Genomic DNA, 19,509 nt, shown 5'->3' on the forward strand with positions numbered 1-19,509 from the left:
TTGACAAACAAATTTTATCACTATATACTGTATATGCTGTAATTAGTTAGGTAGCGAACAATTTATTTTGGAGGTGAATCAAATGGACTCAACATCTGAGGGCATTGCCGATAAAAAGAATTGTAAAGATGCCGGGCGACTTATCAATATTCTTTCCAATCAGCTCAAGCGCCATTTTCTATTGCCGGACGCAGACAGCGGTCTGACACATATGCAGCGTAATATTTTACATTTCATTTTATTCGCCAGCCTCCACAGGGAAATTTACCAAAAAGATATTGAAGAAGAATTTCAAATCCGCAAATCCACTGCTACAGGGATTCTGCAGCTGATGGAGAAAAACGGATTTATCAAAAGAGAGAGCGTTGCCAGAGATGCAAGGCTAAAAAAACTTCTCCCAACTGCAAAATCTTTGGCTCTGCGAAACGACATTCTCCAAAATATCCAAAAAGTAGAACAGAAAATGCTGCACGGCATCCCTGAGTTTGAGCTGGAAATGTGTATGAACACATTGCAGAAAATGTCCGAAAATCTGATGATGGACGAACAGAAACTAAAACAAAATAATCAAGGAGGACGACATGAACAGAAAGTTATTTAAATCCATCCGGGAATACAAGCGCGAATCCATTCTTGCACCTGTCTTTGTCATCCTGGAGGTTCTCATGGAAGTACTTATCCCTCTGCAGATGGCAAAGATCATCGATGTGGGAATTCAAAACGGAGACCTTCCTTATATCGTAAAAATGGGTGTAATTTTGGTCATTCTTGCTATGCTTGCCCTTTTCTTTGGCGCAAAAGCAGGAAATTATGCTGCTATCGGAGCTGCGGGCTATGCCAAAAATTTAAGGCATGATATTTTTTATAAGATTCAGGATTTTTCCTTTAAAAATATCGACCGTTTCTCCACACCAAGTCTTGTTACAAGACTCACCACAGATATCACTAACGTACAGATGGCTTACATGATGAGCATCCGCCTTCTGGCCAGAGCTCCGATCATGATCATTCTTTCTTTGATCATGGTTCTGACGATCAATATAAAGATCGCATTGCTGCTTTTAATAACCATCCCGATTCTTGGCGGAATCCTCATCTTTATTGCAAAAAAAGCGCATCCGCACTTTGTCCAAGTATTTGATGAGTATGACGTACTTAACAATTCAGTACAGGAAAATGTCAATGCTGCCCGTGTTGTAAAGGCATATGTGCGTGAAGACCACGAAATCAAGAAATTCCACGGAATCTCCACCGTTGTATTTAACCTCTTTACAAAAGCGGAAAAAATTGTTGCGTGGAACTCTCCGACAATGCAGTTTACCATGTACACAGTCATCCTTTTCATGGTCCTTATCAGCAGCGAGGCGATCGTGACTGGTACTATGGAGACCGGAGAACTTACAAGTATCATTGTGTATGCACTGCAGATCCTGATGTCGCTTATGATGGTTACCTTTGTATTTGTCATGATCATGATCGCGGAGGCTTCCTCGGATCGAATCGCTGAAGTGCTTGATGAAATTCCAGAGATGGAAGACCCTGCTGATGCAGTCAAAGATGTGCCGGACGGATCCATTGATTTTGAAAATGTAAACTTCAGCTATGCCGGAAAGGGCGGTACATTATCTTTGAAAAATGTGAACCTTCATATTAAATCCGGCCAGACGATCGGCATTATCGGAGGAACCGGTACTGCAAAATCAACCCTTGTACAGCTTATTCCTCGTCTGTATGACGTAACGGAAGGCTGTGTAAAAGTCGGCGGCATAGATGTGCGCAAGTATGAACTTGAAGCGCTCCGCGACCAGGTATCCATGGTGCTGCAGAAAAACGTACTTTTCACGGGAAGTATTTACGAGAACATCCGATGGGGAGACGAACACGCCACAGATGAAGAAGTGCAAAGAGTATGTAAACTTGCTCAGGCGGATGGATTTATCCAGGAATTTCCGCACGGTTACCACACTCAGATTGTAGAGGGAGGAAACAACGTATCCGGTGGGCAAAAACAAAGGCTTTGTATTGCCAGGGCTTTGCTCAAAAAACCGAAAGTACTCATACTGGATGATTCTACAAGCGCTGTCGATACAAAAACAGATGCATTGATAAGAAAAGCATTCAGGGAAGAGATTCCGAACACGACCAAGATCATCATTGCCCAGAGGGTATCGTCCGTGGAAGATGCAGATCAGATCATTGTCATGGAAAACGGCAAGATCAATGGTATTGGTACTTCAGAAGAGCTTCTTAAAACAAATAATATTTATCGTGAAGTTTATGAATCTCAGGTAAAAGGAGGTGCGGAGAATGAATAAAAGAGACGGAAGAGTTTCTAAAAATACAATTAAAACAGCAAAACGGCTTCTGAAATATGTAACAAAATATTATAAACTGCCATTTATTGCAGTATTTTTCTGCATTGTCGTGAGTTCCATTGCTTCAATTTCTGTGTCACTTTCTTTGAAGTTCCTGTTGGATGACTACATTATTCCGTTGATCGGCAACCAAAATCCCGACTATACGGAGCTTTATAAAGCTTTAGGCGTACTTGGAACTATTTTTCTCTGCGGTGTGCTGGCGACCTTCACTTACACCAGGCTCATGGTAGTCATTGGCCAGGGTGTACTGCGAAAAGTCCGCGATGAGATGTTTGAGCACATGCAGAAACTTCCAATCCGTTATTTTGACCAGAATACAAACGGTTCCATCATGAGCCTTTACACAAACGATACTGACACATTAAGGCAGATGATCAATCAAGCGCTTCCTCAGGTCTTGATGTCCTTTCTGACCATTATTGTAACCTTTATCGCTATGATCGTGTTAAGCCCGCTTCTCACTATTTTGGCGGTTCTTATGATCGTGCTGATGGTTTTTGTTACGAAAAAAATCGGCGGAAACAGCGGCCGTTTCTTCGTCCGCCAGCAGCTTGCCCTTGCTGATGTCACCGGATTTGTGGAAGAACACATGCACGGGCAGCGCGTCATCAAGGTTTTCAATCACGAGAAAAAAGCAGAGGAACAGTTTGATGAGCTGAATGAAAAGCTTTTCACTGCAGCATCAAGCGCCAATACATTTGCAAATATGATGGGCCCTGTGATCGGCAACCTTGGAAACCTTCAGTTTGTACTCACCGCAGTGTTCGGAGGATTTTTGTTTGTCATGAATATCGGCGGGATCACACTTGGTGTACTTGCATCTTACCTGCAGTTTACAAAGAGCTTTACACAGCCGTTCATGCAGGTTGCACAGCAGTTCAACTCCATTGTCATGGCCCTGGCAGGTGCGGAGCGTATCTTTAGCATGATGGACGAGGAGCCGGAAGTGGATGAAGGATATGTCACCCTTGTAAATGCCAAAAGAAATGCGGACGGCTCACTTACCGAATGCAAAGAGCGAACCGGACTTTGGGCCTGGAAACACCCGCACCAGGCAGACGGCAGCGTGACATACACAGAACTGAAAGGGGATGTCCGTTTCTACGATATGACCTTTGGTTACACGGATGAAAAGATGGTTCTGCACGATTTGACGCTCTACGCAAAACCTGGTCAGAAACTTGCCTTTGTAGGTTCCACAGGAGCCGGCAAGACAACGATCACCAACCTGATCAACCGGTTCTACGATGTTCAGGACGGAAAGATCCGTTACGACGACATCAACATCAACAAAATTAAAAAAGCGGATCTTCGCCGTTCCCTTGGAATCGTTCTGCAGGATACCCACCTGTTTACGGGGACAATCTTGGAAAACATCCGCTACGGAAACTTGGATGCAACAGACGAACAGGTTTACGCAGCAGCAAAACTTGCACATGCTGACCAGTTCATCAAAATGCTTCCAAAAGGATACGACACCATGCTGACCAATGACGGTGAAGAGCTCTCCCAGGGACAGAGACAGCTGTTGGCGATTGCCCGCGCCGCAGTTGCGGACCCTCCGGTATTGATCTTAGACGAAGCGACCTCCAGCATCGATACCCGTACGGAAAGCATTGTACAAAAGGGTATGGATAACCTGATGAAAGGCCGTACTGTATTTGTCATTGCCCATCGTCTGTCCACGATCCGCAACAGTGATGCGATCATGGTACTGGATCACGGAAGAATTGTGGAGAGAGGTACACACGAAGAGCTGATCAAAGAAAAAGGAATCTATTACCAGCTTTATACCGGTAAACTGGAACTTTCATAATTTCATAAAAAAGAAAGCAGGACCACAGCGCAAGTCGGCTGTGGTTCTGCTCTTTTTATATCATTATTTGTACAGGATCACCGATTCATATGGTTTCAGGGAAATCTCTCCTCCCTGTATTTGATGATCCTTGTAATTGCTCAAAAGGCACTCATATTCTTCCAGGTTCACTCCAACACTCCACCTTGTCTCTTTGCCGTAAAAATTGTGGATGGCCAAAAGTTCTCTGCCCTGCCAGGTCCTTTTGTAAGCAAAGATATCCGGATGTTCCACTGCAAGAGCCTCAAAATCTCCGTACGCGATCACATCATACTGTTTTCTAAGTGAAATGAGTTTTTGATAATATGCAAAAATGGAATCCTCATCCTGCAGTTCTTTCCTGGCATTGATCTCCTTATAATTTGGATTGACCTCAATCCATGGAGTTCCGTCGGTAAATCCACCTTGTTTTTCTTCATTCCACTGCATCGGTGTTCTGCTGTTATCCCTGGAATGCACTTTCAGGATTTCGTACGCTGCTTCCTTGCTGATCCCCTTTTCCTGGAGGATGCGGAAATGATTGCGGCTCTCCACATCCTGATACTGTTCAATATCCGTGAATCCGGCGTTTGTCATTCCAAGCTCTTCTCCCTGATAAATATAAGGCGTTCCGCGAAGGCAATGTATCACGCCTGCCAGCATTTTTGCTGATTCCTTCCAGTATTTTCCTTCATCTCCGAATCTGGACACTACCCTTGGCTGGTCGTGGTTACACCAAAATACAGCGTTCCATGCATGATGCTCTGCCATGTTTGTCTGCCAGTCAAACAAAATCTTTTTCAATTTCCGGAAGTCAAACGGCACAAGCACCCATTTTTCATTGCCCATGAAATCCACTTTGAGATGATGAAAACTAAACACCATGGACATTTCATGGCTGTCCTCCCCTGCGTATTCATAGCAGTTTTCCATGGATGTGCTGGACATCTCCCCGACAGTGATAATCTCTGCGTCTGTTCCAAAGGTCGTCTCGTTGAGCTCTTTTAAATACTGATGGATCTTCGGGCCATCTGTATAGAAACGCCTTCCGTCTCCTTCATGGTCATCTTCGTAAGCGCCCTTGCTGATCAGGTTCACCACATCAAACCGGAATCCTTTGACTCCTTTCCCCATCCAGAAACGCACGATTTTCTGTATTTCTTTTCTCACCTCTTCATTCTCCCAGTTCAGATCAGGCTGAGACACATCAAAGAGGTGAAGGTAATACTCATCAAATTTTTCTACATACTGCCACGCACTGCCGCCAAACTTGCTCTCCCAGTTTGTCGGCGGCTCTCCGTTTTCTTTTCCTTTGCGGAAAATATAAAAGTTTTTGTACTTCTCGTCCCCTGCAAGGGCTTTCTGGAACCATTCATGGCGGTCCGAGGTATGGTTGAATACCATGTCCAGCATCAGACCAATCCCCCGTTTTTCTGCCTCTTTTGAAAGCTCTTCAAAATCTTCCATTGTACCATAGCGCGGGTCAATGTGATAATAGTCCTCCACATCGTATCCATTATCCTTTTGCGGGGATACAAAAAACGGAGTCATCCAGATATAATCTACGCCAAGTTTTTTGATATAATCGAGCCTTCCGATAATTCCTTTCAAGTCGCCCAAGCCATCTCCATTACTGTCTTGAAAAGATTTTGGATAAATCTGATATACCACACTTTTCTTAAAATCTGCCATCTGTCCATCCTCCTTCATCTATTCATAAGTCACTACCGCAGTTTTTCCTGCTTCTGCCACCTGTCCTGTCAGGTACTGGATATTCTCTGCCTCTCCCGCCCCTGTCACGATCAGCATTGTTGTCAGCGGATGTCCTGCTGCTTTGATCTTTTCCGGCTCAAACCGGATCAGCGGCTGGCCGCATTTTACAAAGTCTCCCTCTTTTACAAGGAGATCAAATCCATCCCCGTTCATATCAACCGTATCAATACCAACATGAATGAGTACATCCATTCCATTTGCAAGAGACAGTCCGCACGCATGTCCGGAATCTCCCATCACTACCGTTACCTTCGCATTTGCCGGAGCTAAAACTGTGTTGTCTGTCGGCTCAATTGCAAGTCCATCCCCCATGATATGCTGGGAAAACACTTCATCCGGCACTTGTTCAAGCGGTATTACCTCTCCGCTTAAAATTGCTTTCAATTCTGTGCCAGCACTCTCTTCTGACATCAGCGCTGTTTCATCTTCCTTGTGTTCCTTGTTTTCCTGCCCCATCATGTCTTCCCCGGAAAGTTTTCGTTTTCCGACGATCAAGGTAAGAATAAACGGAATCACGATCGCTGCCGCCATTGCACCCAGGAAAATGAGATAATACTGGGACTTGATGGACAAAATTCCCGGAAGTCCGCCTACTCCGATGCTCACTGCTTCCACACCAAATCCTACGGAGATCATGGCTGCCACAGAGGAACCGATCATACCACAGATCAGCGGAAAACCATATTTTAAGTTCACCCCAAAAAGCGCTGGCTCTGTTACTCCAAGATAGCAGGAGATACATGCCGGGATGTTGACCTGCTGTGCACGTTCATTTTTTTTCTGCAGAACGGACATGGCCAGTACACTGGAGCCCTGTGCAATATTGCTCAGTGCGATCATCGGCCAAAGTATCGTGCCGCCAAGCGTGGATGCCATCTGACTGTCAATTGCATTGGTCATATGGTGAAGACCAGTCATGACAACCGGGGCGTACAAAAGTCCGAACACTGCTGCAAACAGAAATCTGACATCAGAAGTCAGCCCTGCGTAAACCACATCCGCGATTCCGTTTCCAATCTTCCATCCAATCGGTCCCACAACCATGTGCGCGATAAACACTGCCGGCACAAGGGAACAAAACGGCACTACGATCATACTGACAACTGCCGGACAGTGTTTGCGGAAGAATTTCTCAAGGTATACAAGCACAAACCCAGCCAGCATCGCTGCAATGACCTGTCCCTGATATCCGATCATATCCACTTTGCCGATTCCAAAATCCCAGTACGGAATTTCACTTGCCGGAGTGGAACCCACATCAAATCCATTTAAAAGCTGGGAAGATACCAGTGTCAGTCCCAAGACAATACCAAGAATCTGGGTAGTTCCCATTTTCTTTGTGATGGACCAGACAATTCCAACTGGCAGCAGCCAGAAAACAGCCTCTCCGATCAGCCAAAGGAAACTGTCTATCCCTGCCCAAAACTGGGAGATCTCCACCAATGTTTTTGTTCCGTTCTCAAAAAAATTAATACCGTCAATGATGTTTCTAAATCCAAGCACAAGGCCTCCGCAGATCAGTGCCGGGATGATCGGCGCAAAAATTTCACCAAGATTACTCATGAGCCGCTGAATCCAGTTCTGATTTCCTTTTGCAGCCTCCTTTGCCGCCTCTTTGCTGATTCCCTCGATTCCTGCATATTTGGTGAACTCATTGTAAAATGTGGACACATCATTTCCAATGATCACCTGATACTGTCCTGCCTGCGTAAATGTTCCTTTGACACAGGAAATCTCTTCGATTCTTTTTGCGTCCGCCTTTTTCTCATCCACCAGGACAAAGCGCATCCTTGTCATGCAGTGTGACACTGCGGAAATATTTTCTTTTCCGCCGATAAATTGCAGGAGCTCCTTTACCTCCTTCTCATACTTTGCCATGTTCTCTCCTCCTTTTAATCACGAACTTGTTTGAACAAGTATAAATTACCACACTTGTTTAAACATGTCAACATATTATGCGTCATATTCCTTGACTTTTTATTTCCACTATTTATAATAAGTATGTACGTTTTACCAGGACAGGATGTGACAAAATGCCAAAAAGTAAATACCATACGATTTATAAAGATTTAAAATCAAAAATTGAGATTGGGGATTATGCTTATCAGGAGCTGCTGCCCTCAGAGCATACGCTGGTCCAGACATATGACTGTTCCAGAAACACTGTGCGCAGAGCGATTCAGGAGCTTGTAAAGGACGGTTATGTGCAGACCATGCAGGGAAAAGGCGTGCGCTGTATTTTTCTTCCTGCTGAGCAGGCTTCCTATACCATAGGCGGAATCGAATCCTTCCGGGAATCCTCCATCCGAAATCACAGAAACGGGACGACCAAGGTTTTATGTTTCGTGGAAATAACCGCTGATGAAAAGATTACAAAACGGACCGGCTTTCCCGTTGGCACAGAGCTCTATTACCTTCAAAGGCTCCACTACCTGGACGGCATTCCGCTGATCATCAATCACAACTATTTTTTGAAAAGCGCTGTGCCCGGCCTCACTCCTGAGATTGCGAAACAGTCTATCTATGAATATCTGGAAGACACGCTGCACATGACAATTGTAAACAGCAAGCGCATCATGACCGTGGAAAAAATCACGCAGATTGATGAAAAGTATTTACATATCAATGCAGATGATTACAATTGCATGGCTGTCATCAGCAGCCAGACTTTCAACAGTGACGGCGTCATGTTTGAATTCACACAGTCCAGGCATCGGCCGGACTACTTTCGTTTCCAGGATAACGCAGTCCGCAAAGCGCCGAAATAAATACAAAAAGCACCTGATTTTTGGGAATTGTTAAATCTTGTTCCTCCCAAAAACCAAGTGCTTTTTTCCATTCTAATTTCTCTATCTGCCCTGTTCCGCAAAATAGGCGTCCAGACACGCCGCTGCCGTCTCCACACATTTTTCACAGCTTGCCAGTACCTTTCCTGTCTCAAATCCTTTCAGTTCCCTGCAGTAGAGCGAGCCGCACTCTTTTTTAAATTTTTCCGCCATCTCGCGCACTTTTCGGTAAGTATCGGCTTTTGTGGCAATAGGATTTTTCATATCGCCGGCACTGTTTGTAAGGCCAAGAGCCAGAAACATTCCTGTCACTGCCCCGCATGTATCTTTCAATCCGCCCATGCCAAGGCCGAATCCTTCTGTCATTTTAAAAACATCCTCCTCTTTTACACCAAGTTCCTCACAATAAGAACAGACAACTGCCTGACAGCAATTGTATTTTCCTTCTGTAAATTTTTTTACTGCTGTATCTTTATTTGCCTTCATCTTTTGTTCCTCCTCATCTTTGTCTGTTATCTAGTATACGCCCAAGACTCTTCTTTGTCCATATCCCCGCGTGCCAGACTACATCAGCCTGCAAAAGAAAAACCCGGACTTTCAGTATCCGGGTTTTTCTTTTTTCTATCTTTTCTTTCTTCTCATCACCAAAACCGTTGCTGCCAGCCCCATTGCTGTCAAAGACGATGCTCCTGTTGCACTGGATGCATCTCCTGTCTTCACAGATTTTATTACAGTTTTGCCGCGCGTCTCATCTGCTTTCACACTGTCAGAGTTTTCTGCACTGTTTCTCTGAGCACCGGTTTTGTCAGTGGATACGGCATTTGCCACCAGTCCATCCAGTGCATTTTCAAGATTTACGGCCGCATCCTCCACTTCTTCTTTTGTTGCCCTGTCATCTGTATATACATTTTTTGCCTGTGCAAGAGCGGCTCTCATCTGTACAAAACTTTCGGTTTCATAGTTTTCCCCTTTTAATACACTTGCACTTTGAATCAGTGCTCCAAGCGCATCTTTGTCCGGTATCAGCCGCAGTTCGCTCATTTCCTTTAACAGGGCTGTCCATACAGCATCCACTTCTGTCTGCATTGCATCCTGATCCGCATAGGTCTTTTCTGCCATGTTCAGAGCATCTTCAAATCCTTCTTTGCTCTCTTCAAGATAGAGGTTTAAATCCAGTCCATTTGCCATTTCGATCACTTTTCCAAGATCAGTCTTATCTCCCTGTTTAAATGACAAGTACTGCATGATACTGATAATATCCCTCCAGCTTTGGTCTACCATGGCCTGGGTCACAGTTTCATCGCCAGCCAAAACTTTCGCAAGGATTTCCTGCCCATTGGACACTGCCATCTGGAATCTGTCCGCCACGGATGAGATGACTCCATCTGTATCCGCTGTTTGGGCAAGTTCAAGCGCATACTTCAATACTGCTGTGGAAATTTCCGTCTCTTCCTGCACTGCTTTTTGTCCTGTAAAATCCAGTTCTGACACGTATGTCCACTGTTTTCCTTCAGAACCTTCCTCTTCCATCAACCATGTATTATGAATGGTCAGTTTTATATACCTTCCGGTCAGCACCTGGCCAAAAGATGCAACTGCGTCTTCCTGATCCGCAAAACTTCCTTGCACCTTTTTGCCTTCACCATTTCCTGCTTTCAGCAGTTCCAGGTCATTGGAAACCTCCACTGTAAAGTCTTTGATATAATCTCTCTCCCCACGTCCAAGTCTTCGGATTCCACTTAACTCATACTTATCTCTCAGATCAATAATAATGGAATGCGGAAACGGATATGCTGCCTCACCATTGCTGTTTGTCCAGTTTGTATGCCATGCTGTGGAAGTATTTCCATCGATCGCTTTTTCCGGTGCATACAGTCTGGACTCACCATAGTCTCCTTCCCCGTGGTCTCCATGCCAGCTATCGCACTCTGCAACAGTAAACGCACTTTTATCAAGAAATGTCCACTGTCTGCTGCTCTCCAGTCTTTCCATGAGGTATGCAATCTCCGCGCAGAATACCTGCTTTTCCTCTGTCGTCTGTGCTGTGTTTGCCTGTTCCACCTGTTCTTTTAATCTGGCTGCGATTTCCTCATCGTATGTAAATCCTTGCTGTGCGGTTTCGTATTCCTCCAGCATGCTCTCTGCCTGGGAGATCAACTCGTTTAGTTTTGCATCGTAATCCGTGGTGTCTTCCTCATATACAGCGGTTCCATAGATTGCAAGAATCTCATCATCCGTAAGCGCGCGGTTCCACATCTGAAGATTGTCCATCAGAAAGTCCGGACAGCGGTAATTTCCGGTTCCGTCTGATCCGATTTTTACAGAATAGTCCGTCTGCATGGAACCAATGGAGGAAAGATCTTTGTTCGCACTTTCTTTTCCGTCAATGTAGATCTTTGTCACCTGCTCTGTTCTGTCAAAAGTTACTGTAACCATCTTCCAGTTTCCTGCAAAACTGTCATATCCATCATAATCAATTCTTGTGCTGCCATCCGCTGCATTCACCCCGACAGAATTTAAATTGCTTAGCCTGAATCCTACATACCATCCAGGATTGCCGCCGCTGCTCCAGTTTTTATTGCTGATAATGGAAGAATCTCCATTAGCACTGTTGGAGTAAATCCAAAAGTTCATGGTCAGGCTGTCATTCTCATCAAGATTCATGGCATCATTCTTTCCAAGATCAACGTAATTTTTGCTGCCGGATGCGATATGGATTGCTTTTCCCTTGAAACCGTCTTCAAATGTCACGCTGCCTGAACTCTTCGCCGTAATCTTTCCTTCACTGTCTGTCAGATCCGAATTGTCAAAGTTCATGTCCACAAACTTTCCATCTTCGATCGTCTCAGGCAGTGTATTTGGAAGTTCTTCGCTCTCCCCGCCTGTCTTGAATACCATATCCTCCACTTTTGATGCATTGTCAAAAGAATCATAGGCCTGTACGATGACACGATACCTTGTATTTTGTTCTAATCCGGAAAGATAAAACTTCATCTGTTCCGGATAAGGTCTTAAATAGTATCTGGAGTACGCCTCAAAACTTCCGGTCACTCCTTTTGGGATTTCATATGAAGAGTCCCCTGCATAATCATAATTCTCCGGAAGTACTTTGTAGCTTGCGTCTTCATTTGTCAGAAAGTCTTTTACTGTCACTTTATAGTATTCTACAAGCTGATCATCCACTGCCTGATCAAATACAAGATTTGCCGTTGTTTCTCCAACTTCCTCCACAGATAATTTTGCATCCTCTTCAAACCAAGGGGAAACTTTATTGCGTTTCTCTGTTGTATACTGAAAACCTTCTTTTCCTTCTTCTGTGTTGATCACCCAAGGGATCCCCATCCAACGCTCATTGGTCACATCAAATCTGCGGATGACCGTGGAACCGTCTTCCATGACAGATATAAAGTTACATGTCAGCTCATAGTGCCGATCCTCCATATTTCCCTGCACCCAGTTGAGCACTTCATTTTCGATCGTCCTGGAGTCATCCACTTCCAGATAATCCATGGAGCCATTATTCACCACCGTAAAATTATCCTGATAGATACCATCTTCCACTTCAGATCCATAGTGAGAATGTGCAGTCATAACGATTGCCTGAGGCCAGTCTGCCAGCGCCTTCTGAAGATACGCCGTCGTATTTCCGATATCCTGATAACTTCCCGTTGTTGTCCCGGACACACCTGTGTGGATCTGAATAAAGATCGGTTTTCCCGGATCATAGTCCTCCCTGCTTTCGATCTCCTTCAGAGTGTCCCTCAAAAAAGCATCGTATGTGGATGCAGAACGATAATCCAGCGTAATAAAATCAAAACCATTGATATTAACATAGAAATTATTGTATCTGTTTCCTTCTTTTGACTTATAATGCCAGTACTGCTCCCATCCTGCCTCGTCAAAAACTTTCTCCATGTTCGCCTGAATATCGTGGTTTCCTGTCGCAAACTGTACTGGCAGCGTGCCAAATGTTTCCTCAATAAGCTGTTCCACTGCTGTATAAAACCGAACGCTATTTCCCGGCTGTTCCTCTCTTTCATTTGCCTCCACATCACCGTCCAGCAGTACCGTATTGGCATCAAACCCAATCTTTTCTGCCCATTCGTCAATGTTTTCAAACGCCCATTTCTTTGATTCATAGCTTGCTACATGAGTGTCAGACATACTGATAAACTCCAATGCAGCATCCTTTTCATTGTACGAATTGTTTGCCTCATCTACCATCTCCTGTGTAAGAGCCACAGGTTGTTCCATTTCGGCTGCCCTAGCATTTGTCTGCCATGCCGGCAGTCCTGACACGAGCATTCCCGCCGCTAAAACTATGCCAAGCAATTGCTTTCTTTTCATCATGTCTCCTCCCTTTCATAAATATCTTGACAATTGCCAGCATAGCAAACCTATATTAAAACAAAAAATGGGCTGGAGTAAAATTACCGTAAATTTTCTCCAACCCGACTTTTCCCATTTTTAATCTATATATTGCCCTGTTCCGCTCTCAATCTCAGAAATTCCTCCGAAACCTCCAATTTCAATTTTGTACCATCTGTCCCCGTTTTCGATCACAAATCCGTATTCATTCCAAAGCCCTTCACTGCTCACCTCTTCAGACACAATATCCCCGCCTCCGCTCTCTTTCAGCGCAATATCTCTTGCCTCTCCTGTACTCACTCTAAGCGTCATGATCAAAATGAACGCCACTGCTGCAATTACTACAACTGCTCCTACAATAATACCGATCATTCCTTTTTTAGAAAACTTCTTCATAATTGATTCCTTCCTTTCTTATCTGTTCTACTGCCATTATAGATATGGATTGTTAAAGAAAGATTAAAAGCGAAAAATTTTTTATAACTCAATGATCTTCGCCCTGTGCCGGATATATGGAAGGAACTTCTGCAAAAGGTCGGCTGTCTTCATCTTCAGATGGCTTGTATTGATACCCGGATTGCATCCAAACCACTCTTCATCCGCCACTTCCTTGTCCAAGATCAGCTGTACATAGTCGTCCTCATCCTGGACAAGTCCCATCACGGACGCTGACCCTGGTTTTGTTCCAAGATACTTTTCCATCAATTCTCCAGGCGCAAAAGAAAGATGGGAGACTCCTATCTTCTTTTCCAGCATTCCGGTATCCAGAGCTTTCTTTGCCGGCATCACCACAAGAAAAAAACTCGTCTTCTTTTTATTGCACAAAAAAATACTCTTTCGTATCTCCACCCCAAGTGCCTTGTCAATTTCTTCACACTCTTCCATCGTCTCCACAACATCATTGTCCACTCTTTCGTAGGAAATTTTCAGCTTATCCAGTGTCTGATAAACTTTTTTCTCAAGTGGGATTCTTTCGTCCGTTGGCGCTGTTGTATAAATTTCGCTGATTTGTACCATTTACTATTCCTCCTTGTACCCTCTACATTTTACTCTTATCCTTTATGGTAGCACACCTAGTATTTGTGTCAAGATTTCCAAGGAAAAATCATTTTCCCAGTATTTTTATAAATCCTGTCATGAACGCCATTCTCCTCCAATATACTGTCTAGCAGATAAAACAAAATCGGAGGATTCCCATGTCTCATTCACAATGTTACCCTTTTATTAATACTCCTCTGCCATATGAATACAGCGCATTGGAGCCTTATATTGACGAAAAAACCATGCATCTGCATCACGACCGGCATTTGCAGACCTACATTGACCGCCTGAATGCAATTCTAAAAGACCATCCAAGACTCCAGTCCTGGACTTTGGAAAAACTTTTGCAAAACTGGTGCATCCTGTCGTGCGATCTAAAGGTACCTGTCCGCAACAATGCCGGAGGAGTGTACAATCATCAGTTTTTCTTTGACAGTCTTACTCCGCACTGTCCTTTTTTGCCGTCCTTACATTTGGTTCAGGAAATACACAGCCAGTTTTGCGGTTTTGACAGGTTTTTGACGCTGTTCAAAGAATCCGCTCTGGCTGTCTTTGGCTCCGGCTACGCATGGCTTGTTCTCGAAAAGAGAAGACTTAAAATCATAACAACTGCAAATCAAAATACACCGAATCTGCAAATGCAGACACCGATTTTTAACATTGATGTCTGGGAGCATGCGTACTATCTGAAACATTATAATGAGCGCGCTGCGTATGTAGACGATTGGTTCCAGGTACTTGACTGGAAGAAGGCAGATGAACGGTTTGAAGGAGCAATGATGTAAAGTCGCAAAAAGGGATTGCCAAATGGCAATCCCTTATATTTATGCCTATGAAAATCCGATAGCCAAAATGTAGCCAAATTTTTACTACCTCGTTTATTACTTTTTTTAATCGCAATCAGATTTTTTACGTTTTAAAAATATGCAAGTCACACCGACACCACCAAGTACACCTATCACTCCCAGAACTATCCAGACGATATTCAACATAGATTTTGAATTGCCTTGACCGATAACATAGTAACTTAAATGTGATGTTTTAAAAATCAAAAAACCATTATCTAATGTGGAATCTAATTTTGTTAATTCATCATTCTCTTCAATTCTGTAAACACTACATTTCCTTCTGTCAACACTATCAGGAACAGGCATCCTAACTTCAATTTCTCCATCTGGTTGAATTTCTACACCTTTTTCTCTAAGCGTAATATTATAAACATTATAATTTGTCATTTTTTCATTGATTGAATCTGGAAGTTTCTCTAATTCCTCATCTCTTTTGACTATATACGCATCTAAAACTGTATCATTATTAAAATCACTTTGTTGTGTAACAGTGACTGAACTATTAGCCACGAAATTCTGCATTCCATGTTTCGTAGTATGTATTTCCATTTTTCCTCTATCAATATTGTACTGATAATCAGTCAGCGGCCATGCTGTTGCTAATATCTGATCAACAAAATTTACAATCTTATACTGAGGAACAACTGTTGTGAATGCTGTATCTGCAACATTATATCCCATTCCTTTCAGTACATTAAGTATTATATCTGCTGCATTGATATCTAAATTTTGAAATAAATTAGACACAGTTTCATAAACATCAAATATTGAATCTGCTGAAACCGAAAAAGCTATCGCTGTTGAAATATTTTCGGAAGTTTCCTTGATTAACTCTTGTACTATCGTTTTTTCTGTTTCTTCATCAGAAATAGATTTGATTAGGGAGTTTACCAATGCACTCATTAACTCTTTAACAGTAGCCGCCTGCGCATCAATTTTTAAGTCAATTGTTGAAGCTGCACACACTGTCCGAACAAATGTATCAACCCCCATATATAATGTAGAAAAATTTGATTCATTACCATCTGAGGTAATAATAATTTCCGCATTTTCCGGAATATCTTCAAGTGTTACAGGTGTGTGTTTTGCATTACTCTCTTTTGTATAAAATGGAGTATCGCCATCAAATATATCCTTAATATCCAACCACACATACTTAAATCCATTTATTACTTTTTCTATTCCCGAACTATCGGACCTCGGATCCAACGGTACTAGTTTTATAAGTGTATCCTCTTCATCGTAAACCTCAACCACACCATATGCATAAGAAGTGTTATAAGCATTGAAGGTTATATCATGCATACCATCATTGTCTGTTGTACATTTATAATCTGCCACATAGATACTTCCACTGGACTCATACGGTATTGGAAAAGTTGAGCATCTAAAATAATTACATTTATTTTCTACTGTAATAGGTATTGTAATTTTAGCTCCACTCGACTTTTCTGTAAAAGTCAATTCTGCTGTTCCCTTCTTTAATCCTTTAACTGTTAATATTTGAGATCCTTCTGACTTTTGAGTATCAGTCATTTCAATTATTGATGGATTACTAATACCTAACGCATATTCCTCTATTGGTGTATGATTACCATTTACAGACAATTGAAAAAGAATTTTTACTTCCTGTTCTACGCCAATTGTCGAATCTGGATAAGCTGTATATGCTTTTATTTTCGCTCCTTCGTAATTTTCTATAGCTTCTATAATCCCGTAATAATCACATAGTCCATTTCCAACATAATGTCCTGATTCATTATCAAATTCCGCTCCGTCATATGGATTAATTGATTTTTTCTTATCATATACATCGTCAAGCAACTTCTGATACTCTGACTCAGAGGCAACTTGTTTTCCATTCCAATAATAGTTATATATTGGCATTCCCTCAGAATCAAATTGGATATTACTATTGTCTGGCGCACCAAATTCACCTTCAGCAAGCAATACAAACTTTTCGTTTTCTATACAATATATTTTATCATGATAAACATCCATATGTCCTCCAGAGTCTATGAACAAGTTTTCTCCTTCTATATATGAAAAACCTGAAGCATACATTCTTTGCTCAATTACAGAATTGTCATAATAACTACAAAGTACAGATCCATACGCTATAATTCCAAAATCAATATATAATTCTGGAATTTCATCTCCATTAACATTTACTAATTTATATTCCCCACGATAAGAATCATACAACTCATCGTATATCTTAGCATTTTCATTAATATAATCAATATATGCCTTTTTCCATCCCTCATTATACATCTTTTCTGGTTCTTCTTTACTATTTCTCCAAAAAGATATATCAGAAATACAGCTATTTTTTACATGAAATATTATATTTAAATTCCCTTTTTTATATTCTTGCCATTCTGTATTCTCTTCTTGAAGTTTCCAACCTTCTTTCAGCAATTCATTTTTCGCCTTATTATTTGTTTGTCCAACAAAAATATTAAAAATACTGTATTTTGATGAATCTATATAAATATCATCTACACTACTACTACCTTGATAATTTCCATATTGTATTCCTTCTCCTAAAATCCATTTTTCATGATTTCCCACTTCATCTGTAGAAGTTCCACCTATCACTCCATACATATATTCAAACTCATCAATATACTTACTCACATCTTTTGAGTCTGACAAATTACTTGCCATTACTTTTGTTGGACATGCACCTAATATTAAACAAATGCTTAATAATAAACTAATTATTCTTCTCATTCCGCACCTCCCGCTGCTATTACATTCCTCATTTGTACTTCATACTATCTTACATTCCTTCCTTTTCTTTTTACAAACACCATTTTCTTAACCTTGATTCTATTATACTATCCTTTATTAGTAATTACCATTACAACCAAAACCGTTGATAGAGCAAACGAATTGTCAGTTGACATGAAAAAGACTACTCCCGGATTGCAAGGATATTTCATACTGTAGAATTCTACGAGAGAGTTCCTTGCAGATTCCTTTACATATCTCTGTTTTTTTCTGTCCCTTTTCCTCTGCGTCCTACATCTCCCTTCCCTGCGGTAATTCACCAGGACGATTACCTTTTCCCAACTATAGTTGAGGATAACATATCACAGCCACATCTTGAAATGATTTTCCAAATCGACAAAAAGCCCGAGAAACCTAAGTTTCTCGGGCATATATTTACAGTTATAATACAATCTTCAATTACTCGATGATAGATGCAACACGTCCTGATCCTACAGTACGTCCACCTTCACGGATAGCGAATGTCAATCCCTGCTCCATAGCTACTGGATGGATCAGTTCGATTGTCATTTCGATGTTATCTCCAGGCATGCACATTTCTGTTCCTTCTGGAAGTTCGCAAACACCTGTTACGTCTGTTGTTCTGAAGTAGAACTGTGGACGGTAGTTGTTGAAGAATGGTGTATGACGGCCACCTTCATCTTTTTTCAATACGTAAACCTGAGCTGTGAATTTTTTGTGGCATTTAACGCTGCCTGGTTTACACAGAACCTGTCCACGAACAATCTCATCACGAGCAACACCACGGAGCAATGCACCGATGTTGTCACCAGCCTGAGCTTCGTCAAGAAGTTTACGGAACATCTCAACACCTGTTACGACTACTTTACGGATTTCTTCTTTAACACCAACGATCTCAACTTCGTCAGATACATGAAGAACACCACGCTCTACTCTACCTGTAGCAACTGTACCACGTCCTGTGATAGAGAATACGTCCTCTACTGGCATAAGGAATGGTTTATCTGTATCACGCTGTGGGTCTGGTACCCATTCGTCAACAGCGCTCATAAGTTCAAGGATTTTGTCTCCCCACTCGCTGCTTGGATCTTCCAAAGCTTTCAGAGCAGATCCGCGGATGATCGGAGTGTCATCTCCCGGGAACTCATACTCGTTCAGGAGTTCACGGATTTCCATCTCTACTAATTCAAGAAGTTCTTCATCGTCTACCATGTCACATTTGTTCATGAATACTACGATGTAAGGAACACCTACCTGACGGGAAAGAAGGATGTGCTCTTTTGTCTGAGCCATAACACCATCTGTTGCAGCTACTACAAGGATAGCACCGTCCATCTGAGCTGCACCTGTGATCATGTTCTTAACGTAGTCAGCATGACCTGGGCAGTCAACGTGAGCGTAGTGACGTTTCTCTGTCTCGTACTCAACGTGAGCTGTAGAAATTGTGATACCACGTTCTCTTTCTTCCGGAGCTTTATCGATGTTTTCGAAAGCTACAGCTTCACCTGTTCCCAATCTCTCATGAAGAGTTTTTGTGATAGCTGCTGTCAAAGTTGTTTTACCATGGTCAACGTGGCCGATGGTACCAATATTACAATGTGGTTTGTTTCTTTCAAATTTAGCTTTTGCCATTTTGAATAATCCTCCTTAAATATCTTATGCCTCATGGCACTGATTACTGGTTTTCTAAATTTACTCGGCTGACTTTGATTATATTGCAAATC

General features: G+C 42.3%; 13 protein-coding genes. 5 read left to right on the top strand and 8 right to left on the bottom strand.

What is annotated here, in order from left to right; translation table 11 throughout:
- Window positions 1-82 precede the first annotated feature (82 nt).
- From B5F18_RS10365 to B5F18_RS10375, 3 genes are read left to right on the top strand one after another with little or no spacing between them, the layout of a single operon-like run.
- On the top strand, window positions 83-601 hold the full coding sequence (locus B5F18_RS10365) for a MarR family winged helix-turn-helix transcriptional regulator (protein ID WP_087157590.1): 519 nt from the start codon (window positions 83-85) through the stop codon (window positions 599-601).
- Entirely contained in the window at window positions 582-2,315 is a 1,734-nt protein-coding gene (locus B5F18_RS10370; protein ID WP_087157591.1) for an ABC transporter ATP-binding protein, read from the top strand. Before B5F18_RS10365 ends, B5F18_RS10370 begins: the two co-directional genes overlap by 20 nt.
- Window positions 2,308-4,194, top strand: coding sequence for an ABC transporter ATP-binding protein (locus B5F18_RS10375; protein ID WP_087157592.1), 1,887 nt, complete (start codon window positions 2,308-2,310; stop codon window positions 4,192-4,194). The genes B5F18_RS10370 and B5F18_RS10375 overlap by 8 nt, the downstream gene beginning before the upstream one ends.
- Window positions 4,195-4,257: 63 nt before the next feature.
- Here the strand turns inward: B5F18_RS10375 and treC are convergent, their stop codons facing one another.
- Both treC and treP read right to left on the bottom strand, forming a co-directional pair.
- Window positions 4,258-5,904, bottom strand: coding sequence for an alpha,alpha-phosphotrehalase (treC, locus tag B5F18_RS10380; RefSeq protein ID WP_087157608.1), 1,647 nt, complete (start codon window positions 5,902-5,904; stop codon window positions 4,258-4,260).
- Between the two features lie 18 nt (window positions 5,905-5,922).
- Window positions 5,923-7,863 carry a PTS system trehalose-specific EIIBC component gene (gene treP, locus B5F18_RS10385; protein WP_087157593.1) on the bottom strand — a complete coding sequence of 647 codons (1,941 nt, stop codon included), beginning with the start codon at window positions 7,861-7,863 and terminating at the stop codon, window positions 5,923-5,925.
- Between the two features lie 155 nt (window positions 7,864-8,018).
- Between treP and treR the strand changes: the two genes are divergently transcribed.
- Window positions 8,019-8,753 (top strand): trehalose operon repressor, encoded by a 735-nt coding sequence (gene treR, locus B5F18_RS10390; protein ID WP_087157594.1) that lies wholly within the window; start codon window positions 8,019-8,021, stop codon window positions 8,751-8,753.
- Window positions 8,754-8,834: 81 nt separating this feature from the next.
- Here the strand turns inward: treR and B5F18_RS10395 are convergent, their stop codons facing one another.
- The 4 genes from B5F18_RS10395 to B5F18_RS10410 form a co-directional block, all read right to left on the bottom strand.
- Window positions 8,835-9,257: a C-GCAxxG-C-C family protein gene (locus B5F18_RS10395; protein ID WP_087157595.1), complete on the bottom strand. Its 423-nt coding sequence runs from the start codon at window positions 9,255-9,257 to the stop codon at window positions 8,835-8,837.
- 135 nt (window positions 9,258-9,392) lie between these two features.
- On the bottom strand, window positions 9,393-13,121 hold the full coding sequence (locus B5F18_RS10400) for a LamG-like jellyroll fold domain-containing protein (protein WP_087157596.1): 3,729 nt from the start codon (window positions 13,119-13,121) through the stop codon (window positions 9,393-9,395).
- 117 nt (window positions 13,122-13,238) lie between these two features.
- Window positions 13,239-13,535, bottom strand: a complete 297-nt coding sequence (locus tag B5F18_RS10405; protein WP_087157597.1) for a hypothetical protein — start codon at window positions 13,533-13,535, stop codon at window positions 13,239-13,241.
- 81 nt (window positions 13,536-13,616) lie between these two features.
- Entirely contained in the window at window positions 13,617-14,156 is a 540-nt protein-coding gene (locus B5F18_RS10410; RefSeq protein ID WP_087157598.1) for a prolyl-tRNA synthetase associated domain-containing protein, read from the bottom strand.
- Window positions 14,157-14,335: 179 nt separating this feature from the next.
- Here B5F18_RS10410 and B5F18_RS10415 point away from each other — a divergent pair, with 179 nt between their 5' ends.
- On the top strand, window positions 14,336-14,965 hold the full coding sequence (locus tag B5F18_RS10415; RefSeq protein WP_087157599.1) for a superoxide dismutase: 630 nt from the start codon (window positions 14,336-14,338) through the stop codon (window positions 14,963-14,965).
- Between the two features lie 105 nt (window positions 14,966-15,070).
- On the opposite strand, the gene B5F18_RS10420 is transcribed toward B5F18_RS10415, so the two are convergent.
- Window positions 15,071-17,764 carry a hypothetical protein gene (locus B5F18_RS10420; protein WP_087157600.1) on the bottom strand — a complete coding sequence of 898 codons (2,694 nt, stop codon included), beginning with the start codon at window positions 17,762-17,764 and terminating at the stop codon, window positions 15,071-15,073.
- A gap of 459 nt (window positions 17,765-18,223) precedes the next feature.
- Window positions 18,224-19,417 carry an elongation factor Tu gene (gene tuf / locus B5F18_RS10425; RefSeq protein ID WP_087157601.1) on the bottom strand — a complete coding sequence of 398 codons (1,194 nt, stop codon included), beginning with the start codon at window positions 19,415-19,417 and terminating at the stop codon, window positions 18,224-18,226.
- Window positions 19,418-19,509: the final 92 nt, after the last annotated feature.

Source organism: Lachnoclostridium sp. An181, assembly GCF_002160325.1.
Classification (GTDB): domain Bacteria; phylum Bacillota; class Clostridia; order Lachnospirales; family Lachnospiraceae; genus An181.

Bases quoted from the DNA above. Each gene is read 5' to 3' on its own strand.
- treC (WP_087157608.1), bottom strand. From the start codon at position 5,904: ATGGCAGATTTTAAGAAAAGTGTGGTATATCAGATTTATCCAAAATCT.
- B5F18_RS10375 (WP_087157592.1), top strand. From the start codon at position 2,308: ATGAATAAAAGAGACGGAAGAGTTTCTAAAAATACAATTAAAACAGCA.
- B5F18_RS10365 (WP_087157590.1), top strand. From the start codon at position 83: ATGGACTCAACATCTGAGGGCATTGCCGATAAAAAGAATTGTAAAGAT.
- treR (WP_087157594.1), top strand. From the start codon at position 8,019: ATGCCAAAAAGTAAATACCATACGATTTATAAAGATTTAAAATCAAAA.
- B5F18_RS10410 (WP_087157598.1), bottom strand. From the start codon at position 14,156: ATGGTACAAATCAGCGAAATTTATACAACAGCGCCAACGGACGAAAGA.
- B5F18_RS10415 (WP_087157599.1), top strand. From the start codon at position 14,336: ATGTCTCATTCACAATGTTACCCTTTTATTAATACTCCTCTGCCATAT.
- B5F18_RS10400 (WP_087157596.1), bottom strand. From the start codon at position 13,121: ATGATGAAAAGAAAGCAATTGCTTGGCATAGTTTTAGCGGCGGGAATG.
- B5F18_RS10405 (WP_087157597.1), bottom strand. From the start codon at position 13,535: ATGAAGAAGTTTTCTAAAAAAGGAATGATCGGTATTATTGTAGGAGCA.
- tuf (WP_087157601.1), bottom strand. From the start codon at position 19,417: ATGGCAAAAGCTAAATTTGAAAGAAACAAACCACATTGTAATATTGGT.
- B5F18_RS10420 (WP_087157600.1), bottom strand. From the start codon at position 17,764: ATGAGAAGAATAATTAGTTTATTATTAAGCATTTGTTTAATATTAGGT.
- B5F18_RS10395 (WP_087157595.1), bottom strand. From the start codon at position 9,257: ATGAAGGCAAATAAAGATACAGCAGTAAAAAAATTTACAGAAGGAAAA.
- treP (WP_087157593.1), bottom strand. From the start codon at position 7,863: ATGGCAAAGTATGAGAAGGAGGTAAAGGAGCTCCTGCAATTTATCGGC.
- B5F18_RS10370 (WP_087157591.1), top strand. From the start codon at position 582: ATGAACAGAAAGTTATTTAAATCCATCCGGGAATACAAGCGCGAATCC.